The sequence below is a fragment of the Psychroflexus longus genome (genome assembly GCF_020164595.1).
Classification (GTDB): domain Bacteria; phylum Bacteroidota; class Bacteroidia; order Flavobacteriales; family Flavobacteriaceae; genus Psychroflexus; species Psychroflexus longus.
Genome location: NZ_JAIQZE010000001.1, coordinates 552946 through 571004 on the forward strand (window position 1 = coordinate 552946; position 18059 = coordinate 571004).

Here is an 18059-nt window from a genome sequence, read left to right on the forward strand (position 1 = left end):
TTATTCTAAAACGGAATAATCACCAATACTCAATGAGGTGAAGTTACCGTTAAATTTAGCGAAATTCCCAATCATGGCTTTGTCTAATTTGGCATTGGTGATTTCAGCATTTTCTTGTATCAAGGAGTTTTTAATGGAGCAATTATCCACAACCGTGCCATCTCCAATAGAAACGTTGGGTCCGATTTTAGCATTTTTCAAAAACACATTTTCTCCAATAAAGCAAGGTTCTATAATTTCAGAATCTTCAATTTTGACAGTAGAAGAAATCAACTTCTCTTTATTGTCTTCATGAATGAATTTCAGCATTCTTGAATTTGTTTCAACGGTGACATGCTTGTTGCCACAATCCATCCATTCATCCACTTTCCCTGGCTTAAAGATAGCGCCATTGGCTCTCATTTTTTTGATCCCATCATTGATTTGGTATTCACCACCATGCATGATATTTTCTTCGATGACTTTCTCTAGCTGAGTTTTCAGCACAGAAACATCTTTGAAGTAGTAAATCCCTATCACCGCCAAATCTGAAACAAATTCTTTAGGTTTCTCCACCAGTTCGGTAATGTGTCCTTTATCATTGAGATTCACCACACCAAAGGCTTCAGGATTATCTACCTGTTTCACCCACATCACGGCATCAGCATCTTTATCCAATTTAAAGTCAGCTTTGAACAAAGTATCAGCATAAGCGATCACCGCCGGACCTTGCAAGGATCGTTTAGCGCACATTATGGCATGACCTGTACCCAAAGGCTTATCCTGATAATAAATTGACGACTTGGCACCAAGTCCTTTCGCAATATCTTTCAGCTTTGCTTCAATTTCCGCCCCAAAATCTTCAGAAATGATAAAAGCGATTTCGTCGATTTTTTCTTCCAATACGTTAGCAATGCCTTCAACAAGACGTTGAACTATAGGTTTTCCAGCAATTGGAATAAGTGGTTTAGGAATGGTGAGTGTATGTGGTCTAAGTCTTGAGCCTCTTCCGGCCATGGGAACTATTATCTTCATGTATATTAAATTTAGTAATCAATGATTTATTTTAATAGGTACTTTATGTGATGTCTTCTGTAAACTTTATTAAATTGTTTCAATAATTTCTTGCGCTTAAGTAGCCTTCAGCTCTTGCGTACTTGTAGTGTTCTGGAATATCCTCAGGAATATTTCCTTGTATCAGCCAATTGATATCCAAACCTGTGGAAATACACATTTTCATCAGCCGTGGATTATCTTCAATGAGCAAACCTAAATCTTTCAAGTGGTCTTCAAACTCTATGAAATAATCCTGATCCAGTTTTTCAATGAGGATCAAAATTCTATAGACTCTGGCAACAAGCGCAACGCCAAGTTTTGAAAATTGACGAGAAGAACCAGTATTGATGATATTTTTGTTGTTATGTTTTAGCACTTCTTTCATGAGCAGGAGGTTCAAGCTGGCTTCACCGAACTTATCTTTGGTCACCTTCACATGTTCGGTAATTTCTCCACTCAGGTACCGAATGTCCATGTTCAAATATCCCAAAGAGTAAAATCTATCGCTAAAATGTTTGACTTTTTCTTCAACTTTTTGCTCCATCTCTGCCCGTTGATCTTCAACTGTCGAAGGGCTAATAAGTTCGAATTCCAAACGTTTAGACAGAATTTTATCTTTTTTCAGCAAACGAAAAAGCAGCTTATCTTTCTCCTTATCGGGAAGACAGCTCAAAGCTTCTTTAAATTCCTTGCTGAAGGTCATTTGGATTCAATTAGTTGTTTCCCGTACTCCCAAATCCGCCTTCACCTCTATCGGTTTCAGAAAGCACTTCAACTTCCTGGAAATTGGCTTGCTCGTGTTTGGCAAACACCAATTGCGCGATGCGGTCGCCTGGATTTATACTGAATTTGTCTTTAGACAAATTGATGAGGATGACTCCCACTTCGCCTCTGTAATCTGCGTCGATAGTGCCTGGAGAATTAAGAACCGTAATTCCTTTTTTGAGAGCCAGACCGCTTCTTGGTCTTACCTGAGCTTCTACTCCAGCCGGCAATTCCAGGAATAATCCTGTTTTGACCAAGCAACGCTCCAGACTTTCCAGATGGATGGCAACGTCAATATTGGCTTTAAGATCTACACCAGCAGAAAGTTTGGTTTCGTAAGTTGGAAGTTCAAATGCTGAACGGTTAATGATGTTTAATTTCATGAATTAGTTACTTTTTATAAGCCTGAAAATCTCTTTCTTTTCAGAGATAAATACACTGAAACAGAAAATTAAAATAAGTGATACTCCTACAACATAATTTTCTCTGAAATAGTAAAACGAAATTAGAGAAAATAGAACGGATATAGATAAGTAAATTAGCATTTTACCATATTTATAGGGAATCGCGTAATGCTTTTGTCCAAGAAAAAAGGAGATCAACATCATGCTGCCGTAAGCAACAAGTGTTGCAATGGCCGAACCTACATAACCAATAGTCGGGATGAGCCAAATATTGATCCCTATAGTGAATATAGCTCCCAGTGAGGAAATGTAAGCGCCGTACTGGGTTTTATCAGTGACTTTGTACCACACGGAGAGATTGTGATAAATCCCTAAAAACAAGTTGGCAAGCAGGATAATCGGCACAATTTTCATCGCCTCCCAGTAGCTTTCATTTTGGATGAAAAGCACTTTGAAAAGATCTGCAAATACAATCACGACCAATAGAATAACAGTACCGATAATGACAAAGTATTTGGTAATCATGGCATAAGCCGTTTTTGGATTTTTACTGGAGGCATGGCTAAAAAAGAACGGCTCAATCCCCAAGCGAAACGCGGTTGCAAATAACGTCATGAACATGCCTAATTTGTAACAGGCTGAGTAAATTCCAACTTGTTCTTTAGCGATGTTTTCTGGCAGCATACGTTCCAAAAACAAACGGTCGATGACTTCATTAATTGAAAAAGCAACTCCAGCTACCAAAACCGGCAGCGCGTACTTCATCATGGATTTCCAGAGTTTCCAATCAAATTGAAATTGAATTTTAGAATAAAATGGAATAAGTAACAAAAGCGTAATTGCACTGGCTATAATCAAGGAAATGAAGATATAACTGACTTCAAAATTCGGGATGTAAATGGATTTAAAGAAATCACTTGATTCTGCTAGGTCTTTTAGATATAACAAGAAAAAAACGTTTAACCCAAGATTGATTGCCACATTCAGAGTTTTTATAATAGCAAATTTTACAGGCTTACTGTTGGCGCGTAGCCATGAAAAAGGAATAATCGCCAGCGCGTCTAAAGCTAAAATCCAAATGATCAATTTAAGATTTTGTGTGCTTATCCTTGTAAAACTTTGGATTTCAGAAATGGATAAGTAAGCTAAAATGACAAACACTAAAGTGGTTGTTATAATGGACCAGGTCGATGTATAAACAACCTGAGATTTATCCTTTTCTTTATTATAAAACCTGAAAAAAGCAGTCTCCATTCCGTAAGCCAGAATGACATTAAAAATCACAAAATAGGAAAAGATAATCGAGTAATCTCCAAAGGAGGTATTCTCCAAAACTCCCGTGTAAAGCGGCACCAAGATCACTGAAAGCATTCTAGGGATCACCGTAGCCACTCCATAGATGAAGGTGTTCTGAAAAAGCTTTTTGTAGATACTCACTAGTTAATTTTGATCTTTCAAATGTAGTAAAATATGAGGTTAAATAAAGTGACCGCTCGATCGCTTACTTTGAGCTGATATCGAGGGGTTTTTATAATTTATAAAAACCGACACTTATTCAAATACAGCAGTATTGATGTCTTTTGTTTCCTAAAAAAGTTAAGGTTATTCCAATGCATAGCCGGACTTAGTTAGACGCTTACGATCTTTATATCTTTCAGTTTTTAAATTTCAAAACAGAAAGCATCTTACTGAATGAAGATAAAAAACGCCCATCAAAATAACCTCAAGAATATAAATTTAGAGATTCCAGAGAATCAACTTATTGTAGTCACTGGCTTGTCTGGATCTGGAAAATCTTCACTGGCGATGAATGTGATTGCCAATGAAGGCTATCGCTATTTCCTGGAAAGTTTGCCAGCTTATAACCAACAAAACGGGCAAGCGATCCCAACCGCTGAAGTAGATGACATTCAGGATTTGCCGCCGGTCATCAAAGTAGAACAATCCAAACGCTTCCAATCCATCAACACTACTTTTGGAACGCTGTCTGAATTGACTTCAGTTTTCAGAATTCTGTTTGCCCGCTATTCTGCTGAAGAAACCATGAGTAAGTCGTTCTTTTCCTTCAATCATCCGAAAGGCGCCTGTGAAGTTTGCCGTGGAATCGGAGAAGAAGAATACATCGATCTGGATAAAGTGATCGGTGACGAGAACAAAACGCTGAGAGAAGGCGCTATCACGACCACCTTACCTAACGGCTACATTGTGTATTCACAAATCACCGTGGAAGAATTGAATAAAGTTTGCAGAGCTCACGGTTTTCATGTGGATATTCCCTGGAAAGAACTTTCAGAAGAACAACAGGACGTAGTATTGAATGGGAGTGATCGTCTTAAAGTGTTTTATGGTAAACACGGCTTAGAATCTCGCCTGCGCTGGCAAGGCATCAAAGCCAAGCCTCGGGAAGAAGGCTATTACAAAGGCATGTTGCCGATTATGCAAAACATCTTGAGAGTAGACCGAAACCCAAATATTTTGAAATTTGCGAGTTCCAGAGTTTGTCCAAGTTGTAATGGTGGTCGCATTAAAGCGGAGCATTTGAAGCATAAATGGAAAGGACAAAACTTTCAAGCCTGGCTGGATTTGTCTTTAGATGATTTATACCACCAATTGAATCAGTTGAAACTTTCATCTGGTGAACAACAATTGGTAGACAAAATAATTATTCAGTTGTTGGACCTGATCCGATTGGGCATGGGTGACTATCGACTCAGTACGCCGAGCATGGACATTTCCTCTGGGGATGGACAACGCATCAAACTTATTAATCAGGTAAATTCGAAGTTACAGGGCATTTTATATATTTTTGACGAACCTTCTATAGGTCTTTCGGCCGATTATCAGAATTACTTACTGCATATCTTGGATCGGTTGATCCAACGGGGAAACACGGTTATGGTGGTGGAACATGATTTAGATTTTATACAAGCCGCCGACTGGATCATTGAATTAGGACCTGAAGCAGGAGTAAATGGTGGTGACGTCATTTTTAATGGTTCCAGAGAGAAATTCTTGAAGACTGAAGATCTAAACAGTCCAACTCTAGCTGCCCTGCAGTCAAATAAAATTCCAATAGCTGATGCTTCAGAAAAACCATCTAAAAAAGTAACGGCTGATGATTTTCAACCCCAGGCCAATGCGCTAACGGTCATCAGTCGGAAAACGCCAGAGTTAATTAAACGCATTTCTGATTTTTGCGAACACCAAAATTTCAATCTTCTCACGGTCACTGACCAGCCTATTGGCAAAACACCACGGAGTAATCCAGCAACTTATACAGGCTTGGCCGATAAAATTCGGGATCTACTGGGTAAAACAACCGAGGCAAAATCTTCAAATCTTAGCAAGAGTGCCTTTTCATTCAATAATAGAAAAGGGCGTTGCGAGACTTGCGAAGGCGCTGGAGTTATCACCCTTTCCATGAGTGTGATGGGAAACATCAATCAGGTTTGTCCAACTTGTAATGGAAAGCGTTTTAAGCCAGAAGTACTAAATGTGAATTGGAATGGAAAGAATATTTCAGAAATCTATAATCTTAGTATTGAAGAGGCCTTTGACTTCTTTTCTGGTGAAAAAAAAATCACCGACATCCTGTCGTTGATGATTCAGCTGGGTTTAGATTACATCAAATTAGGTCAACCTTCCAATACATTATCTGGAGGAGAAGCCCAGAGGATTAAGCTCACCAAGCACTTTGCCAAGAGATCCAAACAAACACTTTTGGTCTTGGAAGAGCCCAGCATTGGCTTACACCATCAGAATGTGATTCAATTACTTGAAGCACTCAATCAGCTGAAATATCAAACTGCAGGCATTCTTTGTTTTGAAAATCACCAGCTGTTTCAGAAGAAGTGTGATGTTTGGGTTGACAATGCTTTGAAGGTCAAATTTATTGAATTGAAATCTGAAAAACCTCAGCAGCGGGATTCAATTTCCATACGTGGAGCTCGAACGCATTCTCTAAAGGATTTAGCCCTGAATTTACCGAAGCATCAGCTTTCTGTGGTGACAGGCATTTCAGGCTCAGGGAAATCTTCATTGGTTATTGACACTTTACACGGTTTTGGCCTTCAGGAAATGACCAAACAGTTTTCGGCGTATCAGCAATCCAGAGTGGGTGTGAATTTTCAGTTTGACGTGAATCATATTGAAGGACTAACTCCCAGCATTTGCATCACAAGAAAGCAAAAAAACTATTCTCAGCGATCGGATATTGCCAAGCAAACGGGAATTGACAAAATCCTGAGGTTTGCTTTTTCCAGAAAAGCTCAATACGAAGGTGAAGACTTATCGGCTAGTCATTTTTCCAAAAACCACGAATTAGGAAAATGCAGCGTTTGCCAGGGTATTGGAGAGGAATTGCTTCCAGACCTGAACAAGCTTGTGCTGGATAAAAATAAAAGCATTGTTGGTGGATTATTTGCTCACAATAAAGCCATCGGCTATTATGGCGATCCTGCCGGGCAACATATGGCGATTTTAAAAAGCGTGGGGAATGCATACGATTTTACACTACAAACCCCTTTTAAGGAGTTAACTGAAAAACAAAAAGAAGTTTTATTGTACGGAACTGGAGATCAAGTTTGGGAAGCCAACTGGGTTTATCAGACCAAAACACGCGAGGGAACACAAGCTTTGGAAATGACATGGGATGGTCTTTTCAGTTACTTGAAAGAGGAATATTACAAGACTCGCAAAAATAAGAATATAAGTCAGTTGACGGCTTTATTTTCCTACAACCAATGCAGCAATTGCGAGGGAAGCGGATTGAAACCTGAGCGTTTGAAATTTAAACTTGCTGGCGAGTCGATTCACGAAATTAAATCGATGAATTTTAAAAGTTTAGAAAAGTGGCTGTCCAAAAATGCAAAGACCACAAGTATAGATGGAAAACTACTTTCTAAAATTGAAACGTACATCACAAACACCATTACCAGGGCAAAAGAATTGCACATTGATCACCTGGAACTCAGCCGAAAATCGCCAACACTCTCAGGAGGTGAAAATCAGCGTATCGCTTTGATCAAACAACTGAACAGTCCGTTGAAAGGCATTACCTATTTGTTGGACGAACCTTCTGCTGGACTGTCGCAGGATAATATCCCCGACCTCATCCAAATTCTGAAAGAACTAATTCAAAAAGGAAATACGGTGATTGTGATCGAGCACGATAAATCCATCATTCAGGCTGCAGATCATGTTGTTGAGATCGGTCCTAAGGCTGGAAAATTGGGAGGTTATATCACTTTTCAGGGCGATGCGAAAGGTTTCTTGGAACAACCGAATTGCCATCCTTTTTTGAATGCTGCGAGCAAAAAAGTGCAATTGAAACCTGGCAAAAGTCATATAGAGATTCAAAAGCTTGCCAAACATACTTTAGTAAAAGACAAGTTGAAAGTACCTATTGGTGGAATTACAGGTATCACTGGTAAATCTGGTGTGGGGAAAACCACTTTGGTCAAAGAAATATTGATTCCAAGTATAAAAATGGGTCAGCCAGTGAATTGCTCAAATATCGACTTTCCTGGAACTTATGCAGGAGCGCATTATTTTGAACCTAAAAAGCTTAGAACCCATGCCAGCACTTTATTGGTGTCTTATCTGGATATTCTGAAAGACATCAGTAAGGTTTTTGCCAGCGAAACAAAATTAAATGCAAAAGATTTTTCTTACAAAACGAAAAAGAGCCAATGCCCAAATTGCAAGGGAAAAGGTTTTGTAGAAACCAGTTTGGATCTTACCGCTAATGCTATTGAAACTTGCGAAGTCTGTGAAGGTAAGCGTTACCGAAAAGAAATTTTAGACTTTAAAGTGAATTCCAAACACATTGCTGATATTCTAAAAATGACAATTTCAGAACTAAAAAAATGGTTTTCTGATTTTAAAATCTCTAAAAAGACCCTTGATTTCATCGAAAGTCTTGAAGACATTGGCTTGTCACATTTAAGTTTAGAACAGACTGTGCAGTCACTTTCATCTGGAGAGAAACAACGCCTGTTACTTTTAAATTGGTTACAAGATGCCCCTAAAAATGAGCTGTTTATTTTAGATGAACCTAGCACAGGTCTTCATTACGCAGATATTGATTTGCTCTATACTATTTTAGAAAGACTGAGTTTAGATAATGACATTTTGGTGATAGAACACAATCCGTATCTGCTGGAAAAAATAGGTGTTGGTTTAGTTTTGGAGTAAACTTCGGATTTCTTATAAAAGTAAGTTTAGGGTGAACGGTATTAAAAAACAGACCTTAAGATTCTTTCTCTTAAGGTCTGTTTTTTATAATTGTTACAATTTTTTAGATGTACTAGATACCCAGATGTCACGCCAATTATATCTATTAGCGCTAAGCAATGTATTGTTGAGCTTTTAAGTTAACGGTAACTAATTCAGAATAAAACCTTTATAAAAAATCATACTGATTATTCAACGTTAATAAAAATATCATCCAGCTCGTAGGTGCCGTCTTGACTTTGCTGTCCACTACCAATGTATTTGAAAGCGATGTGTCCATTGCCTTCAAAACAAGACATATCTACGAGCTTTGAACTTACCCAATCTCCAAAGAACTGACTGTTTGAAACAATTACAGCGTCTTCTATTACACCCCAGTCTGCCGTCGTAATTCCTTCTTCAGTTCCGTTCCAATTTGTGGAATACAGCACTTGCATCACGCTATCGTCTGAAAAACTGTTTGAAGTTTTGAACTCTAAAGTCACTTTAGAACTGTCAACTACTGGTATTTCCGGAGAAATTAACCAAGAAATTGTACTTGCATCACCAGAGTTGAAAGAGCCAACTCTAACTGAAATTCCTAAAGATTGGTTTGTCCCATTATCTACAAATGCTTCCCAAGCTTCGGAACCAGCTTCAATATAATTGGTCCAACCAGGAATATTTACAGGAGAATTGATATTTTGATCTTCAAAATTGACGTTAATAAATTCACTGTTGGCTGGCGTAGAGGCTAACCCACAAGAAAACACAATCGGATCGCAACGTTCGCCCGTCATATCAACATCTTCAGGTGAATTGATGTAAAATGTAAAGAACTCACCGAAGAAATCTCTTGTCACAACCCCTTTGAGAGATCCAGATCCTGGAGGTAAGCTTAGGGTTTTAAAATCTGCAAAGGTGCTTGTACTAAAAATAAGTTCATTGGAACTTGCGCAACTTTCCAAAATTCGTTCTCCGTCAAAACTATCACCGGTCTCTGATGCATAACTTGCTGAGCCGTTTTCTGAAAAGTAAATTTTTGAAAATTGAACGTCTGTAAGTTCCACATAGGTATTCACATCTGAAAATTCCAATTCCGAAAGTTGCCTTTGAACAGGAACAATATCAGCAACAAGGGTGTCTCTAATAATTGATTCGTCAACAAAAGCTTCTGGAATTCTTGCAATATCGGTACCATCTGCAATACCTAATCTTGGCTCATTGCCTTCTCTTTGTCCTACCGATAGGCCGTCTAGTTTTATATAAACTTTTCTTCCAAAATCAAATTTTGTGAATAGTGGATTGACATCTACTTGTATCGCCACGCCATAAGTTGGATTTTCTGGTTTATCCTGGACTATTAATTCTCTGAAGAAGTTCCCAGACTCATCATTGGAAATAACGTAAGCTTCTACTACATTATCTGTATCATTAAATGTAAACGGACCGTTATCATTCTGCTCCAAAATACCTTCTAATACAGAAAGACTCACGATATTCCCTTCAATATCAGGAGGAGTCTGTTCAAATTGTGGCGCGTTAAAATCATCATCTTCAACACAGGAAGATGTTGATAATATCATTCCTAAACCAAGGAATAGAAAAAGTAAATTGTGATTAAAAATTTTCATCTTAATAGTTTTATTTTTTTAAAATCTTATGTAAGCACTTAAATAATATGTAGTTCCAAACCCAAAGAAATAGCGGTTGCCAAACAATGGTCCATTTTCTCTATTCAGATCTTCACCTCGACTCCTGAAATTACTAGTTCTGGATTGTTCAAATCCACCAGTTTTATATTCCTTATCTAGTACGTTGTTGATCACTCCAAAAAATCCGATGAAATAATCTCCAACTCTCCAAGATTTTCCCCCAATTACATTGATAAGCATATAGTCATCAAAACGTTCCTGTTTCAGGATATCTCTGGCCATTGCTTCATCATAGTCGTTGTAAACAATACCATCTGTATCTAAAGAGAAATTATCTGATCTTAGTAAGCCACTTGGACTTATATAAGAATGTGAAAAGAAATTTGAGGTTAGTCCTACGTTCCAATATTCAGGATCTCTGTATTCAAAACCAAGTTGAAAAACACGTTCGGGTCCTCCTGGAACTCTTACGTTTTTCATGTCAGTTTTTCCATCTCCAAACTTTAACTTCATGTCAGGGAAATTTTGACTTGTTAAGTAAATATCCGGATTACTATCATAGATGTAATGACCAAAAGAGCCTGCAGCTTTTAACTTCAGTGTTGGTAAAACTTGAGCTTCAACGCCAAATTCAACTCCATAATGCAGTCTATCAATACCCGTCATCACTTCTTGTACAAAGGCATTATTTTGATTGTTTGCAGAGGGCAAACCTGTGAGTTCTTCAGAATAATAAAACCCTACATTAGTTTCATCTTGAAAGCCAGTATAAAATCCTGTTACTCGACCACTTAGAATTGGCGATTTATAAATATAACTCAGATCTGCAGATTGAATTTTCACCTCTGTAATTCCATCTACAACATCTCCATTTTGTCTGGCATTGCTATAGGAATTTCTTATTGTTGGTGCATTTTGAAAGTAAGCTGCATTCATTGTAAAAACATGACGCCCAGACAATCTATAAGTTGCACCTGTTTTGAACGCATAAGTTGAGAAATCCAATTCCTCCCCGGGCCCAAAAGAACGATCTCCTGGGAAAAACCCATTTTCGTAAAACCCTGTACGCTGATACTTTGTTTTACCAAAACTAAGTCCTGTATAAAAATCTATACTTCTATATTGAAATTGAGATTGTAAAAACCCATCAAAAACTTCAGCATCAACTTTATAATTATATTTATAGCGATCACCTTCCTGGACAGTTCGATTTGGATTTCTGCGATCTGCTTGAGCCAACTCCGAACCTAAACCTGTAAGTAGAGCAGTCTCTTCAGCAAAGAAATCAACATCCAAATAACGCTCTCCACCAAGAAGATCTTCCATTTGGGCGAAATTCTCGCTTTCTAACTTTCTGTAGTTAAGCCTACCATTTATGGTGATATTGTCTTTTAATTTATAGTCCAAGATGGTGTTTGCCATGAACATGTTATCCTCCACTCTGTCAGATTGCAGAGCATAGGTTGAGTTTCCTCCTCTATTTTGATTTAAGTTGTTAGCAAAGTAAAGGTCGTTCCATTGAAACTGTCCATCTTGTTGAAACTTTCTTTGAGCTAAAAAGGCGTTTTGATAATCTATTGGCGTTGGATTGGATTCTCTCAGATAATAACTAGGTAAATTTTGATAATAAATCGGAGAAGGATTTCTTGCACCTCCCAAAAAAGCTTGTTCTCCTGTATTAGGGTCTATTAAGAGTCGTGTTCCTCCATTGTCTATTCTTGTTGTAGAAAAGAAACCAAATTGGTAACCAATATTTGTATTTAATGAAAGTTTATCGCTAATGTCCCAGTAGTGATTTAACATAAACACGGGTTCCTCAGTTTTACGAATTCTCGAATTTCTTTGTACCCCATTCAAAAGGCCCCAGTTTGGGTTATATTCTATCCCTTTTAGATCCACAGCTTCCTGAGTTACTGCAGTTCCCATGCCTCTTCGATTTGGAGCATAGAAACCTGTAAAATTTAAGCTATGCTTATCGCTGATTCTTTTTTCAACAGACAGCGAAATCGAATTGGCATCGTATAACGTTCCTTCTCTAAAACCTTCTTCACCAAATCGTCTCGAAAGCAAAAGCGAGTAAGACCAGCCACCATCGAGCAAGCCAGAATTGTAACTCCCCATAACCCTACCTTCATAACTTCTGTTGGAACTTGCATAAGAAACTCTACCTCCTTTTCGCATTTTGGACGCTCTCATAATAATATTTGAGACTCCAGCTACATCACCAATGGTATAATCATTTGCAGTAGTACTCATAGAAAACACACGATTTCTCTGAACGTCATTTAAACCTCCCCAGTTGGCCCAATTGGGTCTACCCGAGAATTGCTTGTTCATTTCCAAACCGTTAATCAGTACTTTACCATTAGCATTATCAAGACCTCTGGGGTTAAAAAATGCAGCACTAAAATCAAAAGCAGCTGCTCGTAAGTAGGTATCCTGAGAGGAAGCTAAAAGTCCAGAAATGTTAAACGATGAAGCGTCATCTCCATCGAGTTCGTCTTCAGACAGGGAAATTGTTCCTATTTGCCTGTTTTCTTCGCTAAAATCTATTTCCAAAAAAAGATTACCCAGATCAAGGATTTTCCCTTCTTCAATAATTATTGGATAACGTTTGGATTCGTAATTGTTTCTACTCACTCCTAAAATTTGTTCACCTAACGGTAAGTTTTGATTAGCAAAAGAAAATCTACCTCTTGCATCTGTAAAAACTTCAATCCCGGAATCTTCAATTGTAATTTTAGTATCTGGCAATGGCTCTTCGGTATCTATGTCTGAAATCAAACCGATGACATTAGTTTGTTGAGCATGAACTCCATAACTACCGAGTATTAGCAAAAATGCGAAAGCTAATCGTTGACAACTTATCATATCACTCTGTATTATCTTAATGTTAACATAAAACTGTTAATGCATTACAAATATATTTTAAATCTAGATTAATGGTATTTTTGTAATTGAAAAACATCAAACTTTACAGAAAATTAATATTAAAATGAATTCATCCTTCAAAATTCAGTTGTACCTGATAGCCTTTTTGTTTTTATTGACAAGCTGTGGATCGGTTGAAAAGAATACGACCAATTCCAAAGAGACAGATGAATTTCTGGTAAATACTATAGCTTTTTATAACCTGGAAAATTTGTTTGACACTGAAGACGATCCAGATAAGTTTGATGAAGCATCACCTATAATGGAAATTGCTGAAGGTGAACGAGAGGCTATTTACAAGGAGAAAGTTGCAAATATGGCCAAAGTAATTGCAGACATAGGTTCTGAAGTCACTGGAATGCCTCCTGCAGTAATTGGGGTTTGTGAAATTGAAAACTTTAAAGTCCTACAAGATGTTGTGAATGATAAAAAGCTATCTCCTTTTGATTATGGTATCATTCATTATAATTCACCTGATGCCAGAAGTATTGATGTGGCTTTACTATATCAAAAAAGAGTATTTCGTCCAATTCACTCAAAAGCTCATGAACTAGTTTTATACAATGATTCTGACAGAAATAAAAGAAAGTATACTAGAGATCAACTTTATGTAAAAGGCAAATTGGATGGTGAGGAAATGCATTTTATAGTTAACCACTGGCCTTCCAGAAGCGGTGGTGAGAAGAAGAGCAGACCTGGTAGAGTAAGTGCTGCAAAGCTGACCAAGAAAATAAAAGACTCCATACAAATGCAAGAGCCTTATGCTAAAATCATGATCATGGGCGACTTCAACGATGGACCTTATAATGAAAGCATTAAAGAAGTTCTTGAAGCCAAAGAACACGCTGAGGATGTTGGTCTTACCGGAGTTTACAATCCATTCGAGAAACTTCACAAAAGAGGAGTAGGGACCATAGCCTGGAGAGACACCTGGGATTTATTTGATATGATCTTGGTGACCAAACCTCTTATTAATAAAAAAGATTACAATAGCTACACACTTTATCAAGCCAATATCTTTAATCCATACTATCTTCAAAATCCAAAAGGACGCTACAAAGGTTATCCTTACCGATCTTTTGCAGATGGTGGGTTTACGGGCGGCTACAGTGACCACTTCCCTGTTTATCTGTATCTTATCAAGAAAAAGGAAAGCTCTGGAGTTAATGTCGCTACTGATAAGTAAATAAGTTTTTTTGATAAAATTTTCACACAAGTCCAGAATCAATCCATTACTTTTAAACAAAAAATGAAAAATTCAGGTATACCTTTATTGATTCTGACTACTTTAATTTTAATACTAGTTACTATATTCGCGGCTTTAGATTTGTCTTTTTCGTGGGTATTTTACCTCACCGTTTTAGGGCAAGCTATTTTGGTTTTTGCGGTTTATAAGGTTCTGACCGACGATTATGAAACTGAAAAAACCTTTCATAACTGGTATGAAGATCGGCCTAAGAATGAAGATGAATAAAAGGCTCCGTAGTTCAATGGATAGAACAAAAGTTTCCTAAACTTTAGATCTAAGTTCGATTCTTAGCGGAGCTACTACTGGTTTAGGTGTTGAACTTAAAACCTAAACTTCATATAACCTACAAAAAACCTGGGGACAGCTCTATACACCAAATCTCCTCTTTGAAAGTTCGTGATGGAACTAAAGGTATAATTCTTTGTATTGAATATATTCTGAGCATCGATTCCAAATACATAAGATTTTTGCTTCGGTCGATATTCTAAATTAAAGCTACTGGTTTGATAAACTTCAGAATTCACATCATAAATTTCATTCTTGAAATTCCCGAAAAGCCTATCGTAGAGTTTCAGAACAGTTTCTAGTTTAGCATTGTAAATGTTGTTAGTATTAGAAGAATTTCCAATACCTCCAGAATTTGAATTTACACTTCCAGAAAATTTAAAGTTTAACATTCCATCCCAATACGTTGTCCCACGAAAATAGTAATTATCACCCTCATTAGTCACTTCAAATAATTCATCATTCAGAATAAACGGATTTTCAAAACTGGTTTTAGTATACCCCAGCTTCAATGTGGCATCTATAAGCTTCAGAAATGTCGTAAATCCAAGTCTTGCTGTGAGTAGACTTCCATCAGGTATAAATTGACGCTGTGATAAATTGAGTCTTTCACTTAGCAGATTATCGGCAGATAACTGTTGTTCATAATCTGAATAAGATACACCAGCCTCAATAAGAATTCGTTTTTTGGGTCTTGAAAAGATATAATTAAACGAATATTGGTTTCTAGTCATTTGCTCAAGCCTATTGACACCCAAAACTAAACTTCTATAATCTTGAACGATAAAATTCTGGTTAAGGTCGGTTAAACTTGGAAGTTCATTAATTCGTTTGTAACGCAAAGAAAAACTGCCAACTTTTGTTTTTCTAAGACGTAGAGCAACATTAGGGTTAAAAAACAAGAAACTTCTGGAATCCACATGGGTTCTCATGTTCACATGAGATAATTCTACATCCGCTTCAGCTATCAATCGATCGGGAATAAAGTCATACTTGGTTTTAAAATTCACAAAGGATTTGAATCTTGCTTCTGAATTTGATCCCGATAGGCTATCGATTTCAGAAGTACCGAAGTCATTTTCCAGGTCTAAAGCACCGTAATTAAACTCTCGATCTTGATTTAAAACCCCTAGTTTTACAGCAAAACTGAGTTCATTGAACTGAAAAATGGAACTTCCTTTAAGACCTTGATATACCGTATTGTCTTTTATTTCGGTTTGAAGTTGACTTGAATTTTGTTCTTCAGAAATAGTATTTGGTGAAATATCAAACGTCTGCCGATCTTCATTATAACCCGTAAACCCGTAAAAGCTTAGCGCTCCGTTCTTGATTTTCTTAGTGAGATGAACATTGGTTGATAAGCTTAAGTTGCGCTCATCCAAGACCTGAGCAATGCTTTCATAAGCATTAAAAAGCAACTCATGATTCACATCAGAATTGGTCCCTGATATATCGGTTTGAAACGTGATGAAATGGTCTTCATCTATAGAATGTTTAATTTCAAAATCGTTCTTTAAATTTAAATTTCGGGTGTTAAATGCATTATCTTCCTGAAAATCAATATCACCGTCTGGCAGAAAATAAGAAATCCTATTCCTATAATCACTGTTGAGCTGATCTGTGTTGACAAACAGGGAGTTCCTAAGTTTACTGTCCCCCCAGATGCTTTTATTCGCTAAAAGGTTATTGGAAAGACTTTGGTTCTCGATATAAAATTTGTCGTCGATTAATATAGAACTTGGTCTCAAGTTCAGAAACGAATCTTGATCTAAACTGAAGTTTTCATCAAAATCATTAAACCCCATTTGCTGATACACATAATTATCTAACTGTTCTCCAGCAGGCTTGCCTATGGAATTGAGGTTTCCTAAATCCAGAAACTTAATTTCAGGCCGGATGAGGCCAAGATTAAGATCCGCTTCATAGCGACTGTCATTTCCTAATCCAGCTTTTGCAGCTCCAAGCCAAATAGATTTGGCTTTGTCTTTTAGCTTTAAGTTGAGCACCACGGTTTCACTATCCAGGAATTGTTTCAACACTGGATTTTCGCTATAGTTGTTGATGACCTCCACTTTACTTAAGACATCGGCATCCAGATTTTTGGAAATCACTTTGTAATTTCTGTCGGCAAGATCATCTCCTTCTATGAGTATTTTTTGAATATCCTTGCCTTGGGCTTTGATGTTGCCATCCTCATCTATTTCTATGCCCGGCAAATTTTTTAAAACATCTTCTACGGTTTGCTCGGTTTCGTCTGCAAAAGCAGATACCCGATAAGCGACCGTATCTCTATTGACTTTGATTTTTTCTTCAGTTTCCAGAACGACTGTATTGAGTTGCTCTACTTTAGGTGTGAGTTCAAAATCTTGGTTGATAGTAGACTTAGTATTGGAAATCATGATTTCCTGAGATTCATAACCAAAACTACTCACTTTAATAGAAAGTGAATCTGCCTCTGAATCTACTGCTAGTTCATACCTCCCATTTTCTGTAGAATAAGTGTAGCCTAAAATGCTTTTGGAAGATGTACTTACAACGATACTAGACCCTTCAAGCGGTAAGTTAGTTTCCTTTTCTAGGATTTGACCTTTTATTTTAAACTCTTGAGCCTGAACTAAAAACGTAAAAAATAGGCATAAAAGAAGTAGGATGAAACGAAAGATTTTCAAATAATTTGATTTTGATTAAAACTATGCCGCTAATATTATTCCTTAATTTCATAGACTTCTATATAACTATCTGTTTTCAATACGTTTGATTCTGAACCAGATACTCCCATGTTTTCTGCTATCATTCTGCCTCCCATTCTGGCATCAAGAAAGGCTTTGATTTGCCTCTCTTTGAGTTCTTCAAATGAAATCCAGGAAGAGTTTGGATTGTTTATAGGTTTCAGGAGGTAAGACTTTTCAGTTGGGTACTCTATGTTTTTAAAATACCAGTAGATTTCTTTATCAGTATCATAAGCTTCCAAGATTAAACCTGGTAAGCCTACTAACTTCCATGGGCCGTAGGGCAGAGGAATTTCTGATGTAAACCAAGCGGTATAATCTCGCCCTCTAAAATGAGCGGTTGCCTTTTGGACTTCATAGGTTCCAATTTTTTTTGTTTCATCTGTGATGTCCCATGATATATCTATGGTCGTATCCTTGACATATCGAAATCCTAAATCACGAGAATTTAAAACCTTTTCTTTAGGGTTGTAATAATACTGAAAGCCTTCAGGATTGGTCACTACAGTAATATAATATCCATTCTCTGAACTATTAAAATATGAATTTTGCTCGCGAATATGTCCTCCTTCTAAGGAATCTTTTCTTGTTACATATAAAGAATTATCCTTATCAAACACTAGCATGGATTTATAATCAGGACCAACTGGACCACCCATCATCATACTCTGGACTTCCCCGTAGTTTACGATGCCTGTTTGGGCATTTATGTTATGACAGAACAACATTGCACTTGAAACTAAAAGTAGAATTAAAGCTTTCATAAAAATAGATCTTTGATAAAGCTAATAAT

11 protein-coding genes and 1 tRNA gene are annotated in these 18059 nt (G+C 37.2%); 4 read left to right on the forward strand and 8 right to left on the reverse strand.

Annotation, left to right across the window (positions count from 1 at the left end; genetic code table 11):
* The 4 genes from LB452_RS02495 to LB452_RS02510 all read right to left on the reverse strand — a co-directional run bounded on the left by LB452_RS02495 (window position 1) and on the right by LB452_RS02510 (window position 3641).
* Complete coding sequence (locus LB452_RS02495) at window positions 1–1014, reverse strand: sugar phosphate nucleotidyltransferase (protein ID WP_224460140.1); 1014 nt, start codon at window positions 1012–1014, stop codon at window positions 1–3.
* A 79-nt stretch (window positions 1015–1093) separates the two neighbouring features.
* A complete protein-coding gene (locus tag LB452_RS02500) occupies window positions 1094–1738 on the reverse strand; it encodes a hypothetical protein (RefSeq protein WP_224460141.1) in 645 nt (214 codons plus the stop codon).
* Between the two features lie 10 nt (window positions 1739–1748).
* Window positions 1749–2183: a dUTP diphosphatase gene (gene dut / locus LB452_RS02505; protein ID WP_224460142.1), complete on the reverse strand. Its 435-nt coding sequence runs from the start codon at window positions 2181–2183 to the stop codon at window positions 1749–1751.
* Window positions 2184–2186: 3 nt separating this feature from the next.
* Complete coding sequence (locus LB452_RS02510) at window positions 2187–3641, reverse strand: lipopolysaccharide biosynthesis protein (protein WP_224460143.1); 1455 nt, start codon at window positions 3639–3641, stop codon at window positions 2187–2189.
* 255 nt (window positions 3642–3896) lie between these two features.
* On the opposite strand from LB452_RS02510, the gene LB452_RS02515 reads away from it, so the two are divergent.
* Window positions 3897–8399, forward strand: coding sequence for an AAA family ATPase (locus LB452_RS02515; RefSeq protein ID WP_224460144.1), 4503 nt, complete (start codon window positions 3897–3899; stop codon window positions 8397–8399).
* A gap of 227 nt (window positions 8400–8626) precedes the next feature.
* Here LB452_RS02515 and LB452_RS02520 read toward each other — a convergent pair whose 3' ends face one another.
* Together LB452_RS02520 and LB452_RS02525 are read right to left on the reverse strand one after the other, a co-directional pair.
* The gene (locus LB452_RS02520) at window positions 8627–10051 is read right to left on the reverse strand and encodes a DUF5689 domain-containing protein (protein ID WP_224460145.1); all 1425 of its coding nucleotides are present in this window, start codon (window positions 10049–10051) and stop codon (window positions 8627–8629) included.
* A gap of 18 nt (window positions 10052–10069) precedes the next feature.
* Window positions 10070–12943: a TonB-dependent receptor gene (locus LB452_RS02525; RefSeq protein ID WP_224460146.1), complete on the reverse strand. Its 2874-nt coding sequence runs from the start codon at window positions 12941–12943 to the stop codon at window positions 10070–10072.
* A 124-nt stretch (window positions 12944–13067) separates the two neighbouring features.
* Between LB452_RS02525 and LB452_RS02530 the strand changes: the two genes are divergently transcribed.
* From LB452_RS02530 to LB452_RS02540, 3 genes are all read left to right on the forward strand, one after another.
* Window positions 13068–14189: an endonuclease/exonuclease/phosphatase family protein gene (locus LB452_RS02530; RefSeq protein ID WP_224460147.1), complete on the forward strand. Its 1122-nt coding sequence runs from the start codon at window positions 13068–13070 to the stop codon at window positions 14187–14189.
* 63 nt (window positions 14190–14252) lie between these two features.
* Window positions 14253–14477, forward strand: a complete 225-nt coding sequence (locus LB452_RS02535) for a hypothetical protein (protein WP_224460148.1) — start codon at window positions 14253–14255, stop codon at window positions 14475–14477.
* 2 nt (window positions 14478–14479) lie between these two features.
* Window positions 14480–14551, forward strand: a tRNA-Arg gene (locus tag LB452_RS02540).
* A 21-nt stretch (window positions 14552–14572) separates the two neighbouring features.
* Here the strand turns inward: LB452_RS02540 and LB452_RS02545 are convergent.
* The gene (locus tag LB452_RS02545; RefSeq protein WP_224460149.1) at window positions 14573–17206 is read right to left on the reverse strand and encodes a carboxypeptidase-like regulatory domain-containing protein; all 2634 of its coding nucleotides are present in this window, start codon (window positions 17204–17206) and stop codon (window positions 14573–14575) included.
* 35 nt (window positions 17207–17241) lie between these two features.
* Window positions 17242–18030 carry a GLPGLI family protein gene (locus LB452_RS02550; protein WP_224460150.1) on the reverse strand — a complete coding sequence of 263 codons (789 nt, stop codon included), beginning with the start codon at window positions 18028–18030 and terminating at the stop codon, window positions 17242–17244.
* Between the last annotated feature and the right edge of the window lie 29 nt (window positions 18031–18059).

Bases quoted from the DNA above. Each gene is read 5' to 3' on its own strand.
- LB452_RS02525 (WP_224460146.1), bottom strand. From the start codon at position 12,943: ATGATAAGTTGTCAACGATTAGCTTTCGCATTTTTGCTAATACTCGGT.
- LB452_RS02500 (WP_224460141.1), bottom strand. From the start codon at position 1,738: ATGACCTTCAGCAAGGAATTTAAAGAAGCTTTGAGCTGTCTTCCCGAT.
- LB452_RS02515 (WP_224460144.1), top strand. From the start codon at position 3,897: ATGAAGATAAAAAACGCCCATCAAAATAACCTCAAGAATATAAATTTA.
- LB452_RS02495 (WP_224460140.1), bottom strand. From the start codon at position 1,014: ATGAAGATAATAGTTCCCATGGCCGGAAGAGGCTCAAGACTTAGACCA.
- dut (WP_224460142.1), bottom strand. From the start codon at position 2,183: ATGAAATTAAACATCATTAACCGTTCAGCATTTGAACTTCCAACTTAC.
- LB452_RS02530 (WP_224460147.1), top strand. From the start codon at position 13,068: ATGAATTCATCCTTCAAAATTCAGTTGTACCTGATAGCCTTTTTGTTT.
- LB452_RS02550 (WP_224460150.1), bottom strand. From the start codon at position 18,030: ATGAAAGCTTTAATTCTACTTTTAGTTTCAAGTGCAATGTTGTTCTGT.
- LB452_RS02520 (WP_224460145.1), bottom strand. From the start codon at position 10,051: ATGAAAATTTTTAATCACAATTTACTTTTTCTATTCCTTGGTTTAGGA.
- LB452_RS02535 (WP_224460148.1), top strand. From the start codon at position 14,253: ATGAAAAATTCAGGTATACCTTTATTGATTCTGACTACTTTAATTTTA.